The organism is Ignatzschineria sp. RMDPL8A (assembly GCF_029815055.1).
Lineage (GTDB): Bacteria > Pseudomonadota > Gammaproteobacteria > Cardiobacteriales > Wohlfahrtiimonadaceae > CALZBJ01.
The window spans coordinates 287107-302653 of sequence record NZ_JAPPWA010000001.1 but is presented as its reverse complement, the minus strand read 5'-3'; the positions used below and the strand labels follow the sequence as shown (position 1 = coordinate 302653).

Annotated in this window: 14 protein-coding genes; 8 read left to right on the top strand and 6 right to left on the bottom strand. The window is 46.5% G+C overall.

Annotation, left to right across the window (positions count from 1 at the left end; translation table 11 throughout):
* Nucleotides 1-66 precede the first annotated feature (66 nt).
* The 3 genes from OXI21_RS01385 to ccsA are packed head-to-tail and all read right to left on the bottom strand — an operon-like array spanning nucleotide 67 to nucleotide 2294.
* Entirely contained in the window at nucleotides 67-681 is a 615-nt protein-coding gene (locus tag OXI21_RS01385) for a LemA family protein (protein ID WP_279617759.1), read from the bottom strand.
* 60 nt (nucleotides 682-741) lie between these two features.
* A complete protein-coding gene (gene tatC / locus OXI21_RS01380) occupies nucleotides 742-1488 on the bottom strand; it encodes a twin-arginine translocase subunit TatC (RefSeq protein WP_279617758.1) in 747 nt (248 codons plus the stop codon).
* 20 nt (nucleotides 1489-1508) lie between these two features.
* A complete protein-coding gene (ccsA, locus tag OXI21_RS01375; RefSeq protein ID WP_279617757.1) occupies nucleotides 1509-2294 on the bottom strand; it encodes a cytochrome c biogenesis protein CcsA in 786 nt (261 codons plus the stop codon).
* Between the two features lie 124 nt (nucleotides 2295-2418).
* Between ccsA and ffh the strand changes: the two genes are divergently transcribed.
* Entirely contained in the window at nucleotides 2419-3783 is a 1365-nt protein-coding gene (ffh, locus tag OXI21_RS01370) for a signal recognition particle protein (RefSeq protein WP_279617756.1), read from the top strand.
* Nucleotides 3784-3899: 116 nt separating this feature from the next.
* Complete coding sequence (locus tag OXI21_RS01365) at nucleotides 3900-4901, top strand: S49 family peptidase (protein ID WP_279617755.1); 1002 nt, start codon at nucleotides 3900-3902, stop codon at nucleotides 4899-4901.
* 112 nt (nucleotides 4902-5013) lie between these two features.
* Here the strand turns inward: OXI21_RS01365 and OXI21_RS01360 are convergent, their stop codons facing one another.
* Nucleotides 5014-6450: a sodium:alanine symporter family protein gene (locus tag OXI21_RS01360; protein WP_279617754.1), complete on the bottom strand. Its 1437-nt coding sequence runs from the start codon at nucleotides 6448-6450 to the stop codon at nucleotides 5014-5016.
* A 241-nt stretch (nucleotides 6451-6691) separates the two neighbouring features.
* On the opposite strand from OXI21_RS01360, the gene OXI21_RS01355 reads away from it, so the two are divergent.
* Nucleotides 6692-7945, top strand: a complete 1254-nt coding sequence (locus tag OXI21_RS01355; RefSeq protein WP_279617753.1) for a D-amino acid dehydrogenase — start codon at nucleotides 6692-6694, stop codon at nucleotides 7943-7945.
* Nucleotides 7946-8069: 124 nt separating this feature from the next.
* Here the strand turns inward: OXI21_RS01355 and folB are convergent, their stop codons facing one another.
* Together folB and pheA are read right to left on the bottom strand one after the other, a co-directional pair.
* Nucleotides 8070-8441 carry a dihydroneopterin aldolase gene (gene folB, locus OXI21_RS01350; RefSeq protein ID WP_279617752.1) on the bottom strand — a complete coding sequence of 124 codons (372 nt, stop codon included), beginning with the start codon at nucleotides 8439-8441 and terminating at the stop codon, nucleotides 8070-8072.
* 47 nt (nucleotides 8442-8488) lie between these two features.
* Complete coding sequence (gene pheA / locus OXI21_RS01345) at nucleotides 8489-9571, bottom strand: prephenate dehydratase (RefSeq protein WP_279617751.1); 1083 nt, start codon at nucleotides 9569-9571, stop codon at nucleotides 8489-8491.
* Nucleotides 9572-9693: 122 nt separating this feature from the next.
* On the opposite strand from pheA, the gene OXI21_RS01340 reads away from it, so the two are divergent.
* The 5 genes from OXI21_RS01340 to gyrB all read left to right on the top strand — a co-directional run bounded on the left by OXI21_RS01340 (nucleotide 9694) and on the right by gyrB (nucleotide 15398).
* Nucleotides 9694-10242 carry a gamma carbonic anhydrase family protein gene (locus tag OXI21_RS01340; protein ID WP_279617750.1) on the top strand — a complete coding sequence of 183 codons (549 nt, stop codon included), beginning with the start codon at nucleotides 9694-9696 and terminating at the stop codon, nucleotides 10240-10242.
* Between the two features lie 111 nt (nucleotides 10243-10353).
* A complete protein-coding gene (locus OXI21_RS01335; protein WP_279617749.1) occupies nucleotides 10354-10716 on the top strand; it encodes a response regulator in 363 nt (120 codons plus the stop codon).
* Between the two features lie 30 nt (nucleotides 10717-10746).
* Nucleotides 10747-11847, top strand: a complete 1101-nt coding sequence (gene dnaN / locus OXI21_RS01330) for a DNA polymerase III subunit beta (RefSeq protein WP_279617748.1) — start codon at nucleotides 10747-10749, stop codon at nucleotides 11845-11847.
* Nucleotides 11848-11852: 5 nt separating this feature from the next.
* Entirely contained in the window at nucleotides 11853-12947 is a 1095-nt protein-coding gene (gene recF / locus OXI21_RS01325; protein ID WP_279617747.1) for a DNA replication/repair protein RecF, read from the top strand.
* A gap of 54 nt (nucleotides 12948-13001) precedes the next feature.
* On the top strand, nucleotides 13002-15398 hold the full coding sequence (gyrB, locus tag OXI21_RS01320) for a DNA topoisomerase (ATP-hydrolyzing) subunit B (RefSeq protein WP_279617746.1): 2397 nt from the start codon (nucleotides 13002-13004) through the stop codon (nucleotides 15396-15398).
* Nucleotides 15399-15547: the final 149 nt, after the last annotated feature.

The window sequence follows — 15547 nt, the reverse complement described above, 5'->3', positions numbered from 1 at the left end:
TCAAATCAATTATTAGTTTCATAGATCAGCGCAACAGAAAGGGCACTGAAGGTGAATGGGGATTTCCTAAAACTCGACTTTGGGAACTTCGCGCTTGTGTTCTTCCATCGGAAGCCAGGCGGCAAATTGATAGCCAAAGAGGCCTGAAAAGATATTGTTAGGAAAGATCTGACGATAGGTATTATACTCCTCTATCGTGAAATTGTAATGTTTGCGTAGGGTCGCGATCTGATTTTCAGTGTTGGCAAGCTCTAAGGTCAATTCCGCCATGCGCGCATCGGCTTTCAGATCAGGGTAAGCTTCTACTACCGCCATAAGACGGCCGAGTGCCCCGCTTAACGCCCCTTCTGCTTTAGACATTAATCCCATTAGATCGGCATTGCCAAGATCGTTTTTAACCGCGTTTAACTGTTTTGACGCTTGATTTCGCGCTTCGGTCACTTCCACAAAAACGCCCTTTTCATGATCGAGGTAGCCTTTGGTTGCGGCAACGAGATTGGGGATCAGATCAAAACGGCGGGTGAGTTCAGTCTCTAAATTTGAAAATGCCGTTTTATAAATATTGGTCAAACGCACTAAATTGTTGCGCACCGTAATCGCAAAAGACGCGACTAAGAGCACAAGTGCCAGTGGAATAATCCAGCCTAAATTGTTGATGATGGTTGCTAAAATCGTCTCCATAAGAATCCCTTAACTCAATGAAATACTCTATAAAAATCTATTTTCTCAGTATACAGGGATTTACTCTGATTGTATCTTTTTTTGGCGACGCTTCTCGATAGGGCGGGCAAAGAAGAGGCCTGCCTCAAAGAGGAGAAGGACCGAGACCGCAAAGAGAATTTGAGAAAAAACATCGGGCGGGGTTACGATCGCGCCAACAACAAACGCACCGATAATAATGTGGGGGCGTTTTTTACGAATGGTTTCGGTTTTCATCACACCAAGGGAGACGAGAACAATCACCACCACCGGCGTTTCAAAGGCGACGCCAAAAAAGAAGACAAGACGCAGGACAAGGGACAGATAACGGCTGATATCGGTGGTCATCTGCACATTTTCAGGGGTATAACCTGCTAAAAACTTAAACATGAGCGGCATCACCGCGTAGTACGCAAAGAGCATTCCAAGATAAAAGAGTAAAATGCTTGAGACTAAAATCGGGTGGACGATATCTTTTTCCGTCTTATAGAGCCCCGGCGCGATAAAGCTCCAGAGTTGGTAGATCACCCACGGAATTGAGATAAAAAAGGCGAGCCACATCACCAGCATAATCGGCACTAAAAACGGGGTGATCACATCGATTGCCACCATTTTTGAACCTTCCGGAAGGGCCGCGATTAACGGCATCGATACAAAATTATAGATCTCCCGCGAAAAGGGAACCATAATTAAAAAGAGAATTAAAACCCCTGCGCCTGCTTTTAATAAACGATCACGCAGTTCGATAAAATGCTGAACAAAGGGTTGTTGATCTTGGGTGTCACTCATGCCGATAAGCTCTTTTTAAATTAAACGTAATTGAAGATCACTTCTTGAATCACGCGGGTGACGGTGATGCCAAGGAGGAGCACAAACGAGGATAGTATCACAAATTTCGCCGCTCTTTTACCGCGAATGCCGTAGACATATCGGCTCACTAAAATCGTGCCGTAGAGCACCCACGCGGTCGAAGCTAAAATCGTTTTATGAATGACCGCTTTATCAAACCAGGTGTCATAAAAGAAGAGGCTTGTGAGGAGGCTTAAGGTTAAAAATCCAAAGCCAATGGTCACCAGTTGAAAGAGCCAGCGCTCCATTCTGAGCATCGGCGGTAATTTTTTAATGAGCGAGAGCGAATGGCTTTTAAGCGAGCGATCTCGAAGATACACCAGCACCGCTTGAATCGCCGCAAGGAGTAAAATGGCGTAGGCAATAATCGAGATGAGGATATGAATCCCGAGCATCGGATTTTGCGTATTGACGGCAAATTTCGAATCGGTGAGCGACAGAAAGATCGTTACAATGGCAAACAGGATCAAAATGAGCGCTGTGTTAACATGACGTTTAATCAGCGGCATTGAAATAATGAGCATAATCAGGGAGGTGAGCGATAACGCCTTCATCGCGCCGATATTGACGAGCGAACTGCCGAAGATCTGGGTGCTTAGCAGATAGGCGTGTCCTCCCATTGCCAGTAGCATCAGCCCAATCGCAATGTTGAAACACGATCGGTTATTCTCCATTTTCAGATAGGTTACAAGACAGCCACTTGAGCTGAGATAGAGAAGGATAATAAGTGTGATTAGAATCATCATAGGTCGCTACTTCGTGTCGCTATTTATATATAGAACTTTAAAGGGAATTGCTTTTAAAGTAAACTATAGGGGAAATTTTAAGAGTTAATTATAACAATTTTACAATCTTTTCGTAGGATAGTGCATGTTTGAAAATTTAAGTGGCCGTCTGCGTCAGACGGTTAAATCATTACGCGGTCAAGCGCGTTTGAGTGAAGAGAATATTAAAGACGCGCTTCGTGAAGTGCGCATGGCGCTTTTAGAGGCTGACGTTGCGCTTCCCGTGGTGCGTGAATTTATTGCGCAGGTGCGCGAGCGTGCGATCGGTAAAGAGGTGGCGGAGAGTTTAAATCCCGGCCAGGTCTTTATCAAAGTTGTTCATGAAGAGCTCGTGAAAATTATGGGGGAAGAGAATGAATCCCTCAATCTCCGCACTCAGCCGCCTGCAATTATCTTAATGGCGGGGCTTCAAGGGGCGGGTAAAACCACGAGCGTCGGTAAACTTGCAAAATTCTTAAAAGAGAAAGAGAAAAAGTCAGTTGCTGTTGTGAGTGCGGACGTATATCGTCCTGCGGCGATTGAGCAGCTGAAAACCGTTGCAGGTCAAGTGGGCGCGGAATTTATTCCCTCCACCACCGATGAAAAGCCTGAAGATATTGCAGCGAAAGCGAAAGAGGCGGCGAAAAAGGGCGGCTTTGATGTCTTAATCGTTGATACCGCCGGTCGTCTACACATTGATGAAGCGTTGATGGATGAGATCAAAAAAGTCCACGCGGTGCTTGATCCGATCGAAACGCTCTTTGTCGTTGACAGTATGACGGGGCAAGATGCGGCCAATACCGCAAAAGCCTTTAATGATGCGCTGCCATTAACCGGGGTGATCTTAACGAAGATTGACGGGGACGCGCGAGGCGGTGCGGCGTTATCGATTCGTCACATCACGCAAAAACCGATTAAATTCTTAGGGGTCGGTGAAAAAACCGATGCGCTTGAGCCATTCCACCCAGACCGATTGGCATCGCGTATCTTAGATATGGGTGACGTATTATCGCTTGTAGAAGAGATTGAAGCGAAGGTCGATAAAGAGCAAGCGGAGCGCCTCACCCAGAAATTTAAGAAAGGGGAGCGCCTCGATCTTGATGACTTTAAAGCGCAGATGGAGCAGATGCTCGGTATGGGAGGAATTAACACCTTCCTCGATAAACTTCCCGGCATGGGCGATATCTCTGAGCAGGTGAAAGGTAAAGTCGATGACAATATCTTCCGCCGTAAAATTGCGATCATCAATTCGATGACCAAAGAAGAGCGTCGCGATTATAAACTTCTGCGCGGGCCACGCCGTATGCGGATTGCCAAAGGGGCGGGCGTCAACATTCAGGACGTGCATCGTCTAATTAAAGAATATGAGCAGATGCAACGCATGATGAAGCAGCTTAAATCCGGCGGTATCGGTAAATTGATGCGCTCTGTGAAAGGCTTAATGCCCGGTAAAGGCGGTCGTCGCCGTTAAGGGCGCGATTTTGGATTAATACGTCTATTCAACGGTCGATATAAGTACATACCAAATAAAAGGGTGAAAGGAGTCAATTCGGTCACCCTTTTTTATTTTCAATCAAGTGAGGATCTATGTTAGAACAGCGAAATCAACAGACCGAAGGGAGCGACCCTTCCACCGAACGCTTATGGCAAATGATGGAGAAAACCTTAAACGAGGCCACCGTTGAGCAGCGCCGTCGTCGCCGTTGGGGCATCTTTTTTAAGGGATTAACCTTTCTCTATCTGCTCTTTATTTTGGGCGCTATTTTTCAGATCATATCGGGTAAAAATGACCCGTATCGATTTGATGAAAATGGTCAGCTTCTCGATGCCTATACGGCGGTAATTCAGTTAAATGGCGTGATCGCTGCGGATTCTGATGCAAGTGGTGATCGTCTGATTACCGCGCTGCGTCGAGCTTATAAAGACCCGAAAGCGAAGGGGATCATTCTGCGCATCAATTCAGGCGGGGGCTCACCGGTGCAAAGCGGGTATGTCTATGATGAGATCAATCGTCTCCGCACCCTCTATCCTACGAAAAAGCTCTATTCGGTAATTATGGAGATTGGGGCATCGGGCGCCTATTATATTGCGTCAGCGACTGATGAGATCTACGCCGATAAAGCAAGTCTTGTGGGCTCGATCGGCGTGACCGGCGCGTCATTTGGCTTTGTGGATACGATGGATAAACTTGGCGTTGAGCGCCGTCTTTATACTTCGGGCGAGCATAAAGCGTTCCTCGATCCATTTATGCCGATGCGCGATGATGAGACTGAATTTTGGAAAGAGGTACTCAGCGGCGTGCATGAGCAATTTATCGACGTGGTGAAAAAAGGCCGCGGCGATCGTTTGGATGTGGAAGGTAATCCCGATCTCTTCTCCGGCCTTATCTGGAATGGCGAGCAAGCGCTTGAGATGGGCTTGATCGATGGATTGGGTTCATCGGGCTATGTAGCGCGCGAGATTATTGGAGCGCCCCATTTAGTTGATTTTACCGTGGAAGAGGATGGCTTTAGCAAAGTGTTAAAACGCTTAGGCGCAAGTGCTGGGGCTGAGATTCGCTCAAAATTGACCGAATTTAATTGGCAATAAGTACTGGCCATAAATACAGATCATAAAAAAGTAATAAAAAAGCCACGCTAGAAAGGTCGTGGCTTTTTTTATGAGAGTTTTTTATGAGAAGAATTTGTGAAAACTCTCTAACCTATTTCTTTTTCCCTTTCTTTTCCTCAACGGGAGTAAAGCGAGTTTGATTATCGAGCGCTTTCCGCGTGTAACGAATTACAATCGGTGAGAGTAGAAGGAGCGCCGCTAAGTTTGGTAGCACCATAAATCCATTAAATACGTCGGTCAATTGCCACACAAGCTCCACTTTAAACATTGATGCAAAGAAGACGCCAACCACCGCAAGCAGCTGGAACACGTAGAGCGCAACCGGGGAATTAAAGAGGTAGCGCACGTTCGTTTCCGCATAATAATACCAACCGATAATGGTGGAAAAGGCAAAGAAGAAGAGGGCGACCGCAATAAAGATCCCGCCGATATTGCCAAAAATAAGCTCGTAGGCTTTTTGGGTGACCGCACTTCCCGTGCCTTGATAGAACGATAAGAATGAAGGATCGGTGAGGGCTAAACCGCTTTCGACCCAGCCGCGAATCCCCGAGCTAATAATGACAAGTCCGGTTAAGGTAACAATCACCGCCACCATAAATACGCCCATCATCGCCACAAAACCTTGCTCTTCCGGTTTAACGTTTTTCGCCGCAGCGTGCGCGTGAGGCGTTGATCCCATCCCCGCTTCGTTTGAAAAGAGACCGCGAGCAATCCCAAGACGCATCGCTTCTTGAATGGCAATCCCAACGCCGCCCCCGAGAACCGCTTGAGGGTTAAACGCCGCGATAAAGATCGCTTTAAAGGCCGGGAGAATATATTCAAAGTTAAAGGCGAGCGTAATCAGTGCGCCCACAAGATAGAAAACCGCCATGCTTGGGACGATTTTTTCAGTAAAGTTTGCAATAGCGCTAATGCCGCCCATCACCACAAGTCCCATAATGATCGAGACCACAAGGCCCGATACCCATGTTGGAATGTGGAGCGAGGTTTCAAAGGCGGTAGCAATGGAGTTCGATTGCACCATATTGCCCATTAATCCGAGCGCGAGAATGATTAAAATCGCAAAGGCGACTGCAAGCCATTTTAGCCCAAGTCCCTTTTCGATGTAATACGCCGGCCCGCCGACAACTTGACCGTTGGCGTCGGTGGTTTTAAATTTTTGCGCCAAAATCGCTTCGGCGTAGATGGTGGCCATCCCGAAAAAAGAGGAGATCCACATCCAAAAAATCGCCCCCGGACCCCCTGTCATAATCGCCGTTGCGGGACCAACGAGATTACCCGTTCCGATCTGTCCTGCGACTGCCGTGGTTACCGCTTGAAATGAGCTCATGCCCGATTTGTCGGCTTTGTCGCCCTTAAAAGTGATCTGCCCAAAGAGTGATTTTGCTGCTTTCTTAAAGTGCCTTACTTGCAAAAATCCTAAGCGGAATGTGTAATAAATCCCTGTACCGCAGAGAAGATAGATGAGGAGATAATCCCATAAAATGGTATGAATCACTCCAAGAAAACTTTCGAGTCCGGACAACATCAGAGCTAACCTTAAAATTGGATATAGTAGAAAGAAAAATGGCGCTAAGCCCGCATGGACTGCGCATTTATAAAATTGATATGGATTAATGCATTGAGGATATTTTCGCCTCGCGTCTTACACTTATTCACTGTTCTGTGGTATAAATCAGAGATTGAGTAAGACTTTTTGCAAGAAAGTGATTTTATCACAGATGGGCATGAAGTTTAATCTTTTATATAACAACAAAAAGGGGATATGCATGCACGTATTAGTACTGGGGAGCGGTGTTGTAGGCACCACATTAGCGTACTATCTTGCCCGTAAAGGGGCTAAAGTTACCGTTGTTGACCGTCAAGAAGGTCCAGCGCTTGAGACAAGTTTCGGGAATGCCGGCCAGGTATCTTTTGGATATACGACGCCGTGGGCAGCGCCGGGTGTACCGCTTAAAGCGGTGAAGTGGTTAATGCAAGAACATGCACCACTTGCGATTCGCCCCACCTCAAGCCTATTTCAGTACAAATGGATGTTTAAGATGATGATGAACTGCACCAAAAGCCGTTATCATCTCAACAAATCACGCATGGTGCGCGTCTCAGAATATAGCCGTGAGTGCATCGATAAGCTCCGCGAAGAGACGGGCATTCAGTATGAAGAGCGCACGCTCGGAACAACGCAATTACTCCGTACCGATAAGCAGATGGAAGCGATTAAAGGCGACATGGAAGTGCTCGCTGAATATGGCGTTCCGTTTGAAGTACTCGATCGCGATGGCATTATTGCTGCAGAGCCCGCGCTTGAAAAAACTGCGCATAAATTGGTGGGCGGACTCAAATTACCCAATGACCAAACTGGCGACTGCCATATTTTCACCAACCGTTTAGCCGATATCGCGAAAGAGATGGGCGTTGAATTTAAATTTAATGCCAATATCGAAAAACTCGTGGTTGAAAATGGCGAGATCAAAGGGGTAATGGTCGATGGTGAATTGATGGAAGCGGACAATTACGCGCTCTGCCTAGGAAGCTACTCAACGGAGATGCTCCGTCCTGTGGGCATTGATGTGCCGGTCTATCCACTTAAAGGCTACTCGCTCACGATTCCGATTACCAATCCTGAGATGGCGCCAAAATCCACCATTCTCGATGAAACGTATAAGATTGCGATCACCCGTTTTGACGATCGTATTCGCGTTGGGGGCATGGCGGAGATTATGGGCTTTGATTTAAGCTTAGATCCGCGTCGCCGTAAAACCCTTGAGTTTGTTACCAAAGATCTCTATCCCGAAGGTGGAGCGATCGAGAAGGCTGAATTCTGGACCGGTTTACGTCCCGCAACGCCAGACGGTACGCCGATCATTGGACCGACAAAATATAAAAACCTCTTCCTCAATATTGGGCACGGTACCTTAGGCTGGACCATGTCAACGGGAAGCGGAAATTATCTCTCTGACATCATCTTAGGCAATAAACCTGAGATCGATACCGAAGGATTAGACGTATCGCGTTACAATTAATAACGAATCATCAATATTGATTTAATTGATTGAATCCGATAAAGGAAAAGCCGATGCAGCATAGACTGGATCGGCTTTTTTGTGTGTAGACGTTTTGAATGACGCGACTCTAATTAAGATAAACCTAATTGAGATAATCCGCTTTGGTGCGTGAAATCTTAACGCCGACGGCATCGGTATCAGGAATGGCGGTGAGTTTATTGAGCTCGAGAGTGAGCGCCTCGATATTAAACTCCATAATGAGTTTCTCTGCGAGCACTTCAGTAAAGCGCTCCACCAATAAAAACGCTGAATCGCTAGCAAAGGCTTTGATGTAATTGCTCACCTTTTCGTAATCGAGGGTGAGGGTAATGTCATCACTTTTTCCCGCCGGGCGATTATCCCACGCCATCTCTACATTGAGGGTGATGGGTTGAGTTTGCGTCCGTTCATGATCGTAAATCCCGATAATCACATCGAGTTTAAGATTTTTAATAAAGACAATATCGTGAGCCATAATCGATCCTAAAAATTCTCTATTTTACACTAAAAGCGTTGTCCATTTTAATAGGGCGCAACGGGGTACGAACCGAGCACTTTAAAGAGCGAGGCTACATTTTTTACCTCTTCAAGGGCGAGCTGAATGCCGTGATCGCTCTGATGGCCAAGTACGTCGATAAAGAAGACGTAGCTCCAGTTGCCATTTTTAGAGGGGCGCGACTCAATACGGGTCATGGTGATGTTGTATTTTGAGAACGGCGCAATAAGGTGAAGCAGTAACCCTGGGCGATCATTGGCGGAGACTAAAATCGTCGTTTTATCGTTGCCACTTGCGGGGATCGGTTTGTTGCCGATAATTAAAAAGCGCGTCGAGTTGGTAAGATTATCCTCGATGTTTTTCTCTAAAATCGGCACATCGTAAAATTTCGCTGCTTGCTTTCCACCAAGGGCTGCAGAGCCCCCTTTCTCTTCGGAGGCGCGCATAATGGCGCCGGCATTGGAGTTGGTCTCTATGCGCTCGGCATGGGGAAGATATTCATCGAGCCAGCTACGGCACTGCGCTAACGATTGCGGGTGCGCGTAGACAGTGTGGATCGATTTGAAATCCGGCGCGTGCGAGATAATATTTTGGTGAATTTTAAGCTCAGTTTCACCACAGATATAGATATTGGAATTTAAAAAACAGTCGAGCGTCTGATTGACCGCCCCTTCCGTTGAGTTTTCAATGGGAACCACGCCAAAATCGGCCTTTTGGGACTCAATCGCGTGGAACACTTCATCGATGGTACGGATCGGCATACGGATCGCAGAGCCGCCAAAATGCTTTAAAGTCGCCTCTTCGGTAAAAGTGCCTTGCGGGCCTAAAAACGCCACTTTAAGCGGTTTTTCAAGGGAGAGACAGATCGACATAATCTCTCTAAATAGACGGGCAATCTCCTCATCGGGGATCGGGCCGTGATTCTCTTCCATGCGTTTTTTGAGTACTTGCGCTTCTCGCTCAGGGCGATACATCTCCGTATCTCCGGCCGCAATTTTTATCTCACCGATCGCTTTTGCCGCCTCGGCGCGCTGATTTAAGAGGGCTAAAATCTCATGATCGACTGTATCGATGATATCGCGATACTCCAATAGCGTTTTCTTCTCCATGATTCTCGTGCTCTGTGTTCTTTATCTTGTATTTATTAAAGGGGTTGTCTACTATGAAATAATTCATAAAGGATGCAAAAACATCCCATCAAAGCACTTTACCATAGGAGTGATGAGAAGCGATGCAGAATAATAATATTATGGTTTTTGAAGATAAAAAGCCAGAGGTAGGAAAGGGCGCTTGGATCGATCCCACGGCGCGTATCATCGGAGATGTTGAGATTGGTCAAGATTCGTCAATTTGGCCTTACGTCATTTGCCGAGGTGATGTAAATTCAATACGTATAGGTGCACGTACTAATATTCAGGATGGCTCAATTATTCATGTCTCTGGCGACAGTCTAATCAGCCCGGGCGGATATCCTACGATTGTCGGTGATGATGTGACGGTCGGGCATGGAGCGATGCTGCATGGGTGCGTGATTGAAGATGCAACGCTCATCGGAATGAGAGCGACACTCCTAGATGGATCGCGAGTGGAAAAGCATGGTATTTTGGGTGCGGGCGCATTGCTTGCACCTGGTAAGGTGGTACGATCTGGAGAAGTTTGGATGGGAACGCCGGCGCGGAAGGTTCGGATTTTGAGTGATAGCGAGATCGAGCATCTCTACGTTTCGGCACAGCAATACTCTCTTTTGAAGGATCGTTTCCTCAAAGCGCTCAAGGGTTAAGTTGATTAAATGCGTATAAAAACGCCTAAAATCAGAATGGCAAGCCCTTTACTAAAATGCTATGATTATCTCTATCTGAGGGCAATTATATAAAGTGGAATTATATATCATATGACGAAAATATTAGTTGTTGATGACTCTACCGTCCAGAAGCTGGTAATTACGCGTGTCCTCGATAAATTAGATGTAGAATATGTCGAGGCCAAAAACGGGAAGGAAGGGGTTGAACAAGCCCTCAAACATCGTCCCGATCTTATTTTAATGGATATTATCATGCCCGACTGCAACGGCTTTCAAGCGATTCGTATGTTGCAACGTCATGATGAAACGAAAGATGTGCCCGTGATTGTCGTGAGCACAAAAAGCCTCAATGTTGATAAAATCTGGGCGAAGCGTCAAGGCGCCGCCGACTACATCGTAAAACCGATTGATGAAGCGGAATTGATCGAAAAGATTAAGAAACATTTACCGTAGTTTTAAGTTCGAGATTCGATAGAGGAAGGTATGAAATTAATCATTCAACGTGAGCAACTGTTAAAGCCATTACAGGCGATTATTGGGGTGATCGATCGTACACAGACGTTGCCCGTGCTTGCGAATGTGAAATGTGTCGTGACGGAAGATGAGATCACCTTAACCACCACCAATCTTGAGATTGAGTTGAAGTGTTCGTTTCCCCATCTCTCCATCGAAACCGGCGACATTACCTTTCCGGCGAAAAAACTGCTCGATATTTTAAAGGCGCTGCCTCACGATATTGAGGTTCAAATTCATGTCGAAGAGCTCCGTGCGACCATCGTTGCAGGGCGTTCGCGCTTTACCTTAAGTTGTCTAGCGGCGGATGAATTCCCCGTGCTTGACGATCTGGAATTTGAGAAAACACTGACAGTTCCGAAAAAAGATCTGCGTGAAATCATCGATAATGTGGCCTTTTCCATGGCCGTTTCTGATGTGCGTTATTTTTTAAACGGACTGTTACTTGATGTGGATGGTAATGAATTAAATGCGGTGGCAACCGATGGGCATCGTCTCTCTGTTGCGCATTTAGAATTGCCGGAAACTACCGGATTGCAAAAGCAATTCATCATTCCCCGTAAAGGGATTGAGGAGCTGTTAAAACTGCTTGAGAACGAATCAGCGCCGGTTCATTTAGAATTGAGCCCGAATCACCTTCGCGTTGAGCTGGGTAGCATTGTCTTTACCACGAAATTGATTGAAGGGAAATTCCCGGATTATCGCCGCGTTGTTCCAGAACTTGGGGATAAACTGGTGGTGGCTGACCGAGTTGGACTCATTGATGCATTAACGCGCGCGTCGGTCTTATCGCAAGATAAATTCCGTGGCATTCGTCTCCATTTTTCTGAATTTTTACTTAAACTTCACGTCAATAATCCTGAGCAAGAACATGCTGAGGAAGAGGTGGAGGTGAACTATCAGGGTGAGGATTTCTCCACGGCATTTAACGTCACTTATCTCTTAGATGCGCTTAAAGCGCTCGATGATGATATGGTGCGTTTAAGCTTTACTAGTGCCACCTCTAGCTGCCTCATTCAGAACTCTGAAGGGGATAACGTTAAATACGTTGTGATGCCGATGAGGCTCTAAATTTTGTGATTATTGAATCACTCAAAGTGGAGCGATTTCGGCACTTAAAACCGTTTCGCTACACGTTTGATCCCCATTTTAACCTAATTATTGGAAAGAACGCTTCCGGGAAGACCTCCTTCCTCGAGGCGCTCTTTTTTCTCTCCCATCTAAAATCATTCCGCACCCACAATTCAGCAGAGATTATCGAGACCGATTCGGAGAGCTTTATTCTCTTTGCCGAAATTGCCGATCTTGAGGAAGAAAAGCGTTCCCAACTTGGGATTGAGCGGACGAAAAAAGGCTTTCAAATTCGCAAAGATTTTGAGCCGGTACAGCGCCGCTCCGAGCTTGCAAAATTGCTTCCCATCTTGTTTATTGGGCCTGATACGGGGCAATCGCTCATTGATAGTCCGCGCTATCGCCGTCAATTTATCGACTGGGGACTTTTCCAAAGTCTGCCGCAATATCATGGAATTTGGCTACGTTACGAGCGAGCGCTTAAACAGCGTAATGCGGCGCTTAAAGGCAATATGCCCGATGGAGTCCTGCGCGGAATTGAGCATGAGATGGCGGAATCGGGCGAGATCTTATCGGAGCAACGTGCAGCGTTTTTAGAAGAACTTACAGAAAAAGCCTTGCCGCTGTTACACGCGCTTTTACCTGAGCTTACTGAGTGGGAGGTGCGCTATCAATATGGTTATAGCAAAGGGCATTTTTCGGAAGGCATGGCGGAGAGTCGGCCGAAAGATCGCATTATTGGCTACACCCGTTCAGGTCCTCATCGCGCCGATTTTTCCATAAAAGTGGATGGGCATACGGCGCACCAATACCTCTCGCGCGGGCAGATAAAATTGATGACGATTGCGATGATGCTTGCGCAAATTACCCTCTATCGCGAAAAAACCGGGCACTCCACCATTTTATTGATGGACGATATTACCGCCGAACTCGATCAGACAAAACGCGGGTTATTACTCACCCATTTAATCGCCCAAAAAACGCAACTTTTTGTCACCTGTCTTGAGCCAAATGAGTTTCCAGAACTCACTGAACCCTCGTTAAAATCTAGCATGCAATATTATGAACTTACTAACGGATCAGCTCAAAAAGTGGTATAATAGCGAAGGTTTATTAGACAAATTTAAAAGAGTAAAAACACACGAGGTATTTGAATGGCAACAGATAGTCACTCTCCGAGTATCAAAGTATTAAGAGGGCTCGATGCAGTACGCAAGCGCCCTGGAATGTATATCGGTGATACGGATGATGGTACTGGCTTGCACCATATGGTTTTTGAGGTGGTGGATAACGCCATTGACGAAGCATTAGCAGGCTTTTGTGATGATATTGAAGTGACCATTCATATGGACAACTCCATTACCGTAAGCGATAACGGACGCGGAATCCCCGTTGAGATGCACCCGGAAGAGGGCGTATCGTCAGCACAAGTGGTGATGACCGTGCTTCACGCCGGCGGTAAGTTTGAAGATAACGCGATTTCAGGCGGTCTTCACGGGGTTGGGGTATCGGTGGTCAATGCGCTCTCATCTGATCTTAAAATGACGATCTACAAAGAGGGGCATGTCCACGAGCAAGAGTATAAACTGGGCGAACCTCAATATCCGCTTCGTGTGATTGGCGATACTGATAAGACCGGAACCACCGTCTATTTCAGACCGAGTGCTGAAGTCTTTACCAATATCGACTTTGATTATGACATTCTCTACAAACGTTTACGTGAGCTTGCGTTCCTTAACTCAGGGCTGCGCATCACCTTAAAAGATGAGCGTTCGGATAAGCACGAAGTCTTCGATTTTGAGGGCGGTATTCGCGCTTATGTCGAGCTAATCAACAAAAATAAAACCGCGATCCACAACAGTATTTTCTACTGTAATCATCAGAAAGATAATATCACCGTTGAGATTGCGCTTCAGTGGACTGATGGCTATCAAGAGTCGGTGCATTGTTACACCAACAACATTCCTCAGCGCGATGGGGGAACGCATCTGCTAGGCTTTAGAGCGGCGATGACGCGGACCTTAAATCGTTATATGAATGATGAGGATCTCCTTAAAAAAGCGAAAGTTGCCACCACAGGCGATGACTCCCGTGAAGGGCTTACCGCGATTATCTCGGTAAAAATTCCCGGACCAAAATTTTCCTCACAAACGAAAGAGAAACTCGTTTCAAGTGAAGTGAGACCGGCGGTTGAGGGCGTGCTTGGGGAGAAAATGGCGGAATATCTGCTTGAAAATCCGGACGATGCGAAAGCGATCACCTCCAAGATTATCGATGCAGCGAAGGCTCGTGAAGCGGCGCGTAAAGCCCGTGAAATGACTCGTCGTAAAAGTGCGCTCGATATCGCAGGGCTTCCCGGGAAACTTACCGATTGTCAGGAAAAAGATCCGGCGAAATCAGAACTCTTCTTAGTGGAAGGGGATTCAGCGGGCGGTTCTGCAAAGCAGGGGCGCGACCGTAAATTCCAAGCGATTTTACCGCTTAAAGGAAAGATCTTAAACGTTGAGCGTGCACGTTTTGACCGTATGCTTCAATCGGCTGAGATCGGTACCTTAATTACCGCGCTTGGTTGTGGCATTGGTCGTGATGAATTTGATCCCGATAAATTGCGCTATCACCGCATTGTAATCATGACGGATGCGGATGTGGATGGTGCGCACATTCGTACGTTACTGCTCACGTTTTTCTATCGTCAAATGCGCGAGCTGGTGGAACGCGGGCATATCTATATTGCTCAGCCGCCGCTCTATAAAGTGCGTCGTGGTCGACAAGATACCTATATGAAGGATGATAATGAGTTAACACTCTACTTCCTCAATACCGCGCTTGAAAATGGAACATTCCACGCAAGCCCTGATGCGCCAGCGCTTTCACAAGTGGTGGTTGAGCGTCTTGCAAAACAGCTCCTTTTTGTTGAACAAGTGATCGAGCGAATCTCACACCGTCTGCCGGTGGAAGTGCTGTATGATCTGCTCTCAATGCCCCGTTTAACCGATGCCATTTTAGGTAATAGCGCGGAAGCACAGGTTTGGATCGATGCCCTCATGGCGCTCTTAACGGCCAATCAAGAAGAGGGATCACATCAATATAAGATCACTCACGATCCGCAAAATAGCAGCATTGAGATTGTGACAGAACGTTATAACACGCGCGATTATTATCGCATCGATACCCGTTTTGTGAATTCAACGGAATACTCCCATATCGGTAGTTTAGCCGATGAGTTGCAAGCGCTCCTACATGACGGAGCCTTTGTGCGTCGTGGTGAGAAAACGCAAAATATCAGCACCTTTAAAGAGGGCATGGATTGGCTCATTAATGAAGCAAAACGCGGCCAACATGTTTCACGCTATAAAGGTCTCGGGGAGATGAACGCCGAGCAGCTTTGGGAAACCACGATGGATCCTGAAACCCGTCGTCTCCTTCAAGTGAAAGTGGAAGATGCTGTGAAAGCCGATGAAATCTTCACCATGCTGATGGGCGATGAAGTTGAGCCCCGCCGTGAATTTATCGAGCAAAATGCTCAAATGGTCGGCAATCTCGATATTTAAAATTAATTTGTCGAATCTCAAATAGAATGAAACGGCGTCTCAAATGGTGATACCAAATCCCAAATGGTGATACCAAATCCCAAATAGTGATACGGAATCTCAAACGATGAAACGAGAAAAAGCCTCTGGATAAGATAGAGGCTTTTTTA

Coding starts and splice junctions, on each gene's coding strand:
- OXI21_RS01335 (WP_279617749.1), top strand. CDS start 10,354: ATGACGAAAATATTAGTTGTTGATGACTCTACCGTCCAGAAGCTGGTA.
- OXI21_RS01340 (WP_279617750.1), top strand. CDS start 9,694: ATGCAGAATAATAATATTATGGTTTTTGAAGATAAAAAGCCAGAGGTA.
- pheA (WP_279617751.1), bottom strand. CDS start 9,571: ATGGAGAAGAAAACGCTATTGGAGTATCGCGATATCATCGATACAGTC.
- tatC (WP_279617758.1), bottom strand. CDS start 1,488: ATGAGTGACACCCAAGATCAACAACCCTTTGTTCAGCATTTTATCGAA.
- ccsA (WP_279617757.1), bottom strand. CDS start 2,294: ATGATGATTCTAATCACACTTATTATCCTTCTCTATCTCAGCTCAAGT.
- OXI21_RS01385 (WP_279617759.1), bottom strand. CDS start 681: ATGGAGACGATTTTAGCAACCATCATCAACAATTTAGGCTGGATTATT.
- folB (WP_279617752.1), bottom strand. CDS start 8,441: ATGGCTCACGATATTGTCTTTATTAAAAATCTTAAACTCGATGTGATT.
- dnaN (WP_279617748.1), top strand. CDS start 10,747: ATGAAATTAATCATTCAACGTGAGCAACTGTTAAAGCCATTACAGGCG.
- ffh (WP_279617756.1), top strand. CDS start 2,419: ATGTTTGAAAATTTAAGTGGCCGTCTGCGTCAGACGGTTAAATCATTA.
- OXI21_RS01360 (WP_279617754.1), bottom strand. CDS start 6,450: ATGTTGTCCGGACTCGAAAGTTTTCTTGGAGTGATTCATACCATTTTA.
- OXI21_RS01355 (WP_279617753.1), top strand. CDS start 6,692: ATGCACGTATTAGTACTGGGGAGCGGTGTTGTAGGCACCACATTAGCG.
- OXI21_RS01365 (WP_279617755.1), top strand. CDS start 3,900: ATGTTAGAACAGCGAAATCAACAGACCGAAGGGAGCGACCCTTCCACC.
- gyrB (WP_279617746.1), top strand. CDS start 13,002: ATGGCAACAGATAGTCACTCTCCGAGTATCAAAGTATTAAGAGGGCTC.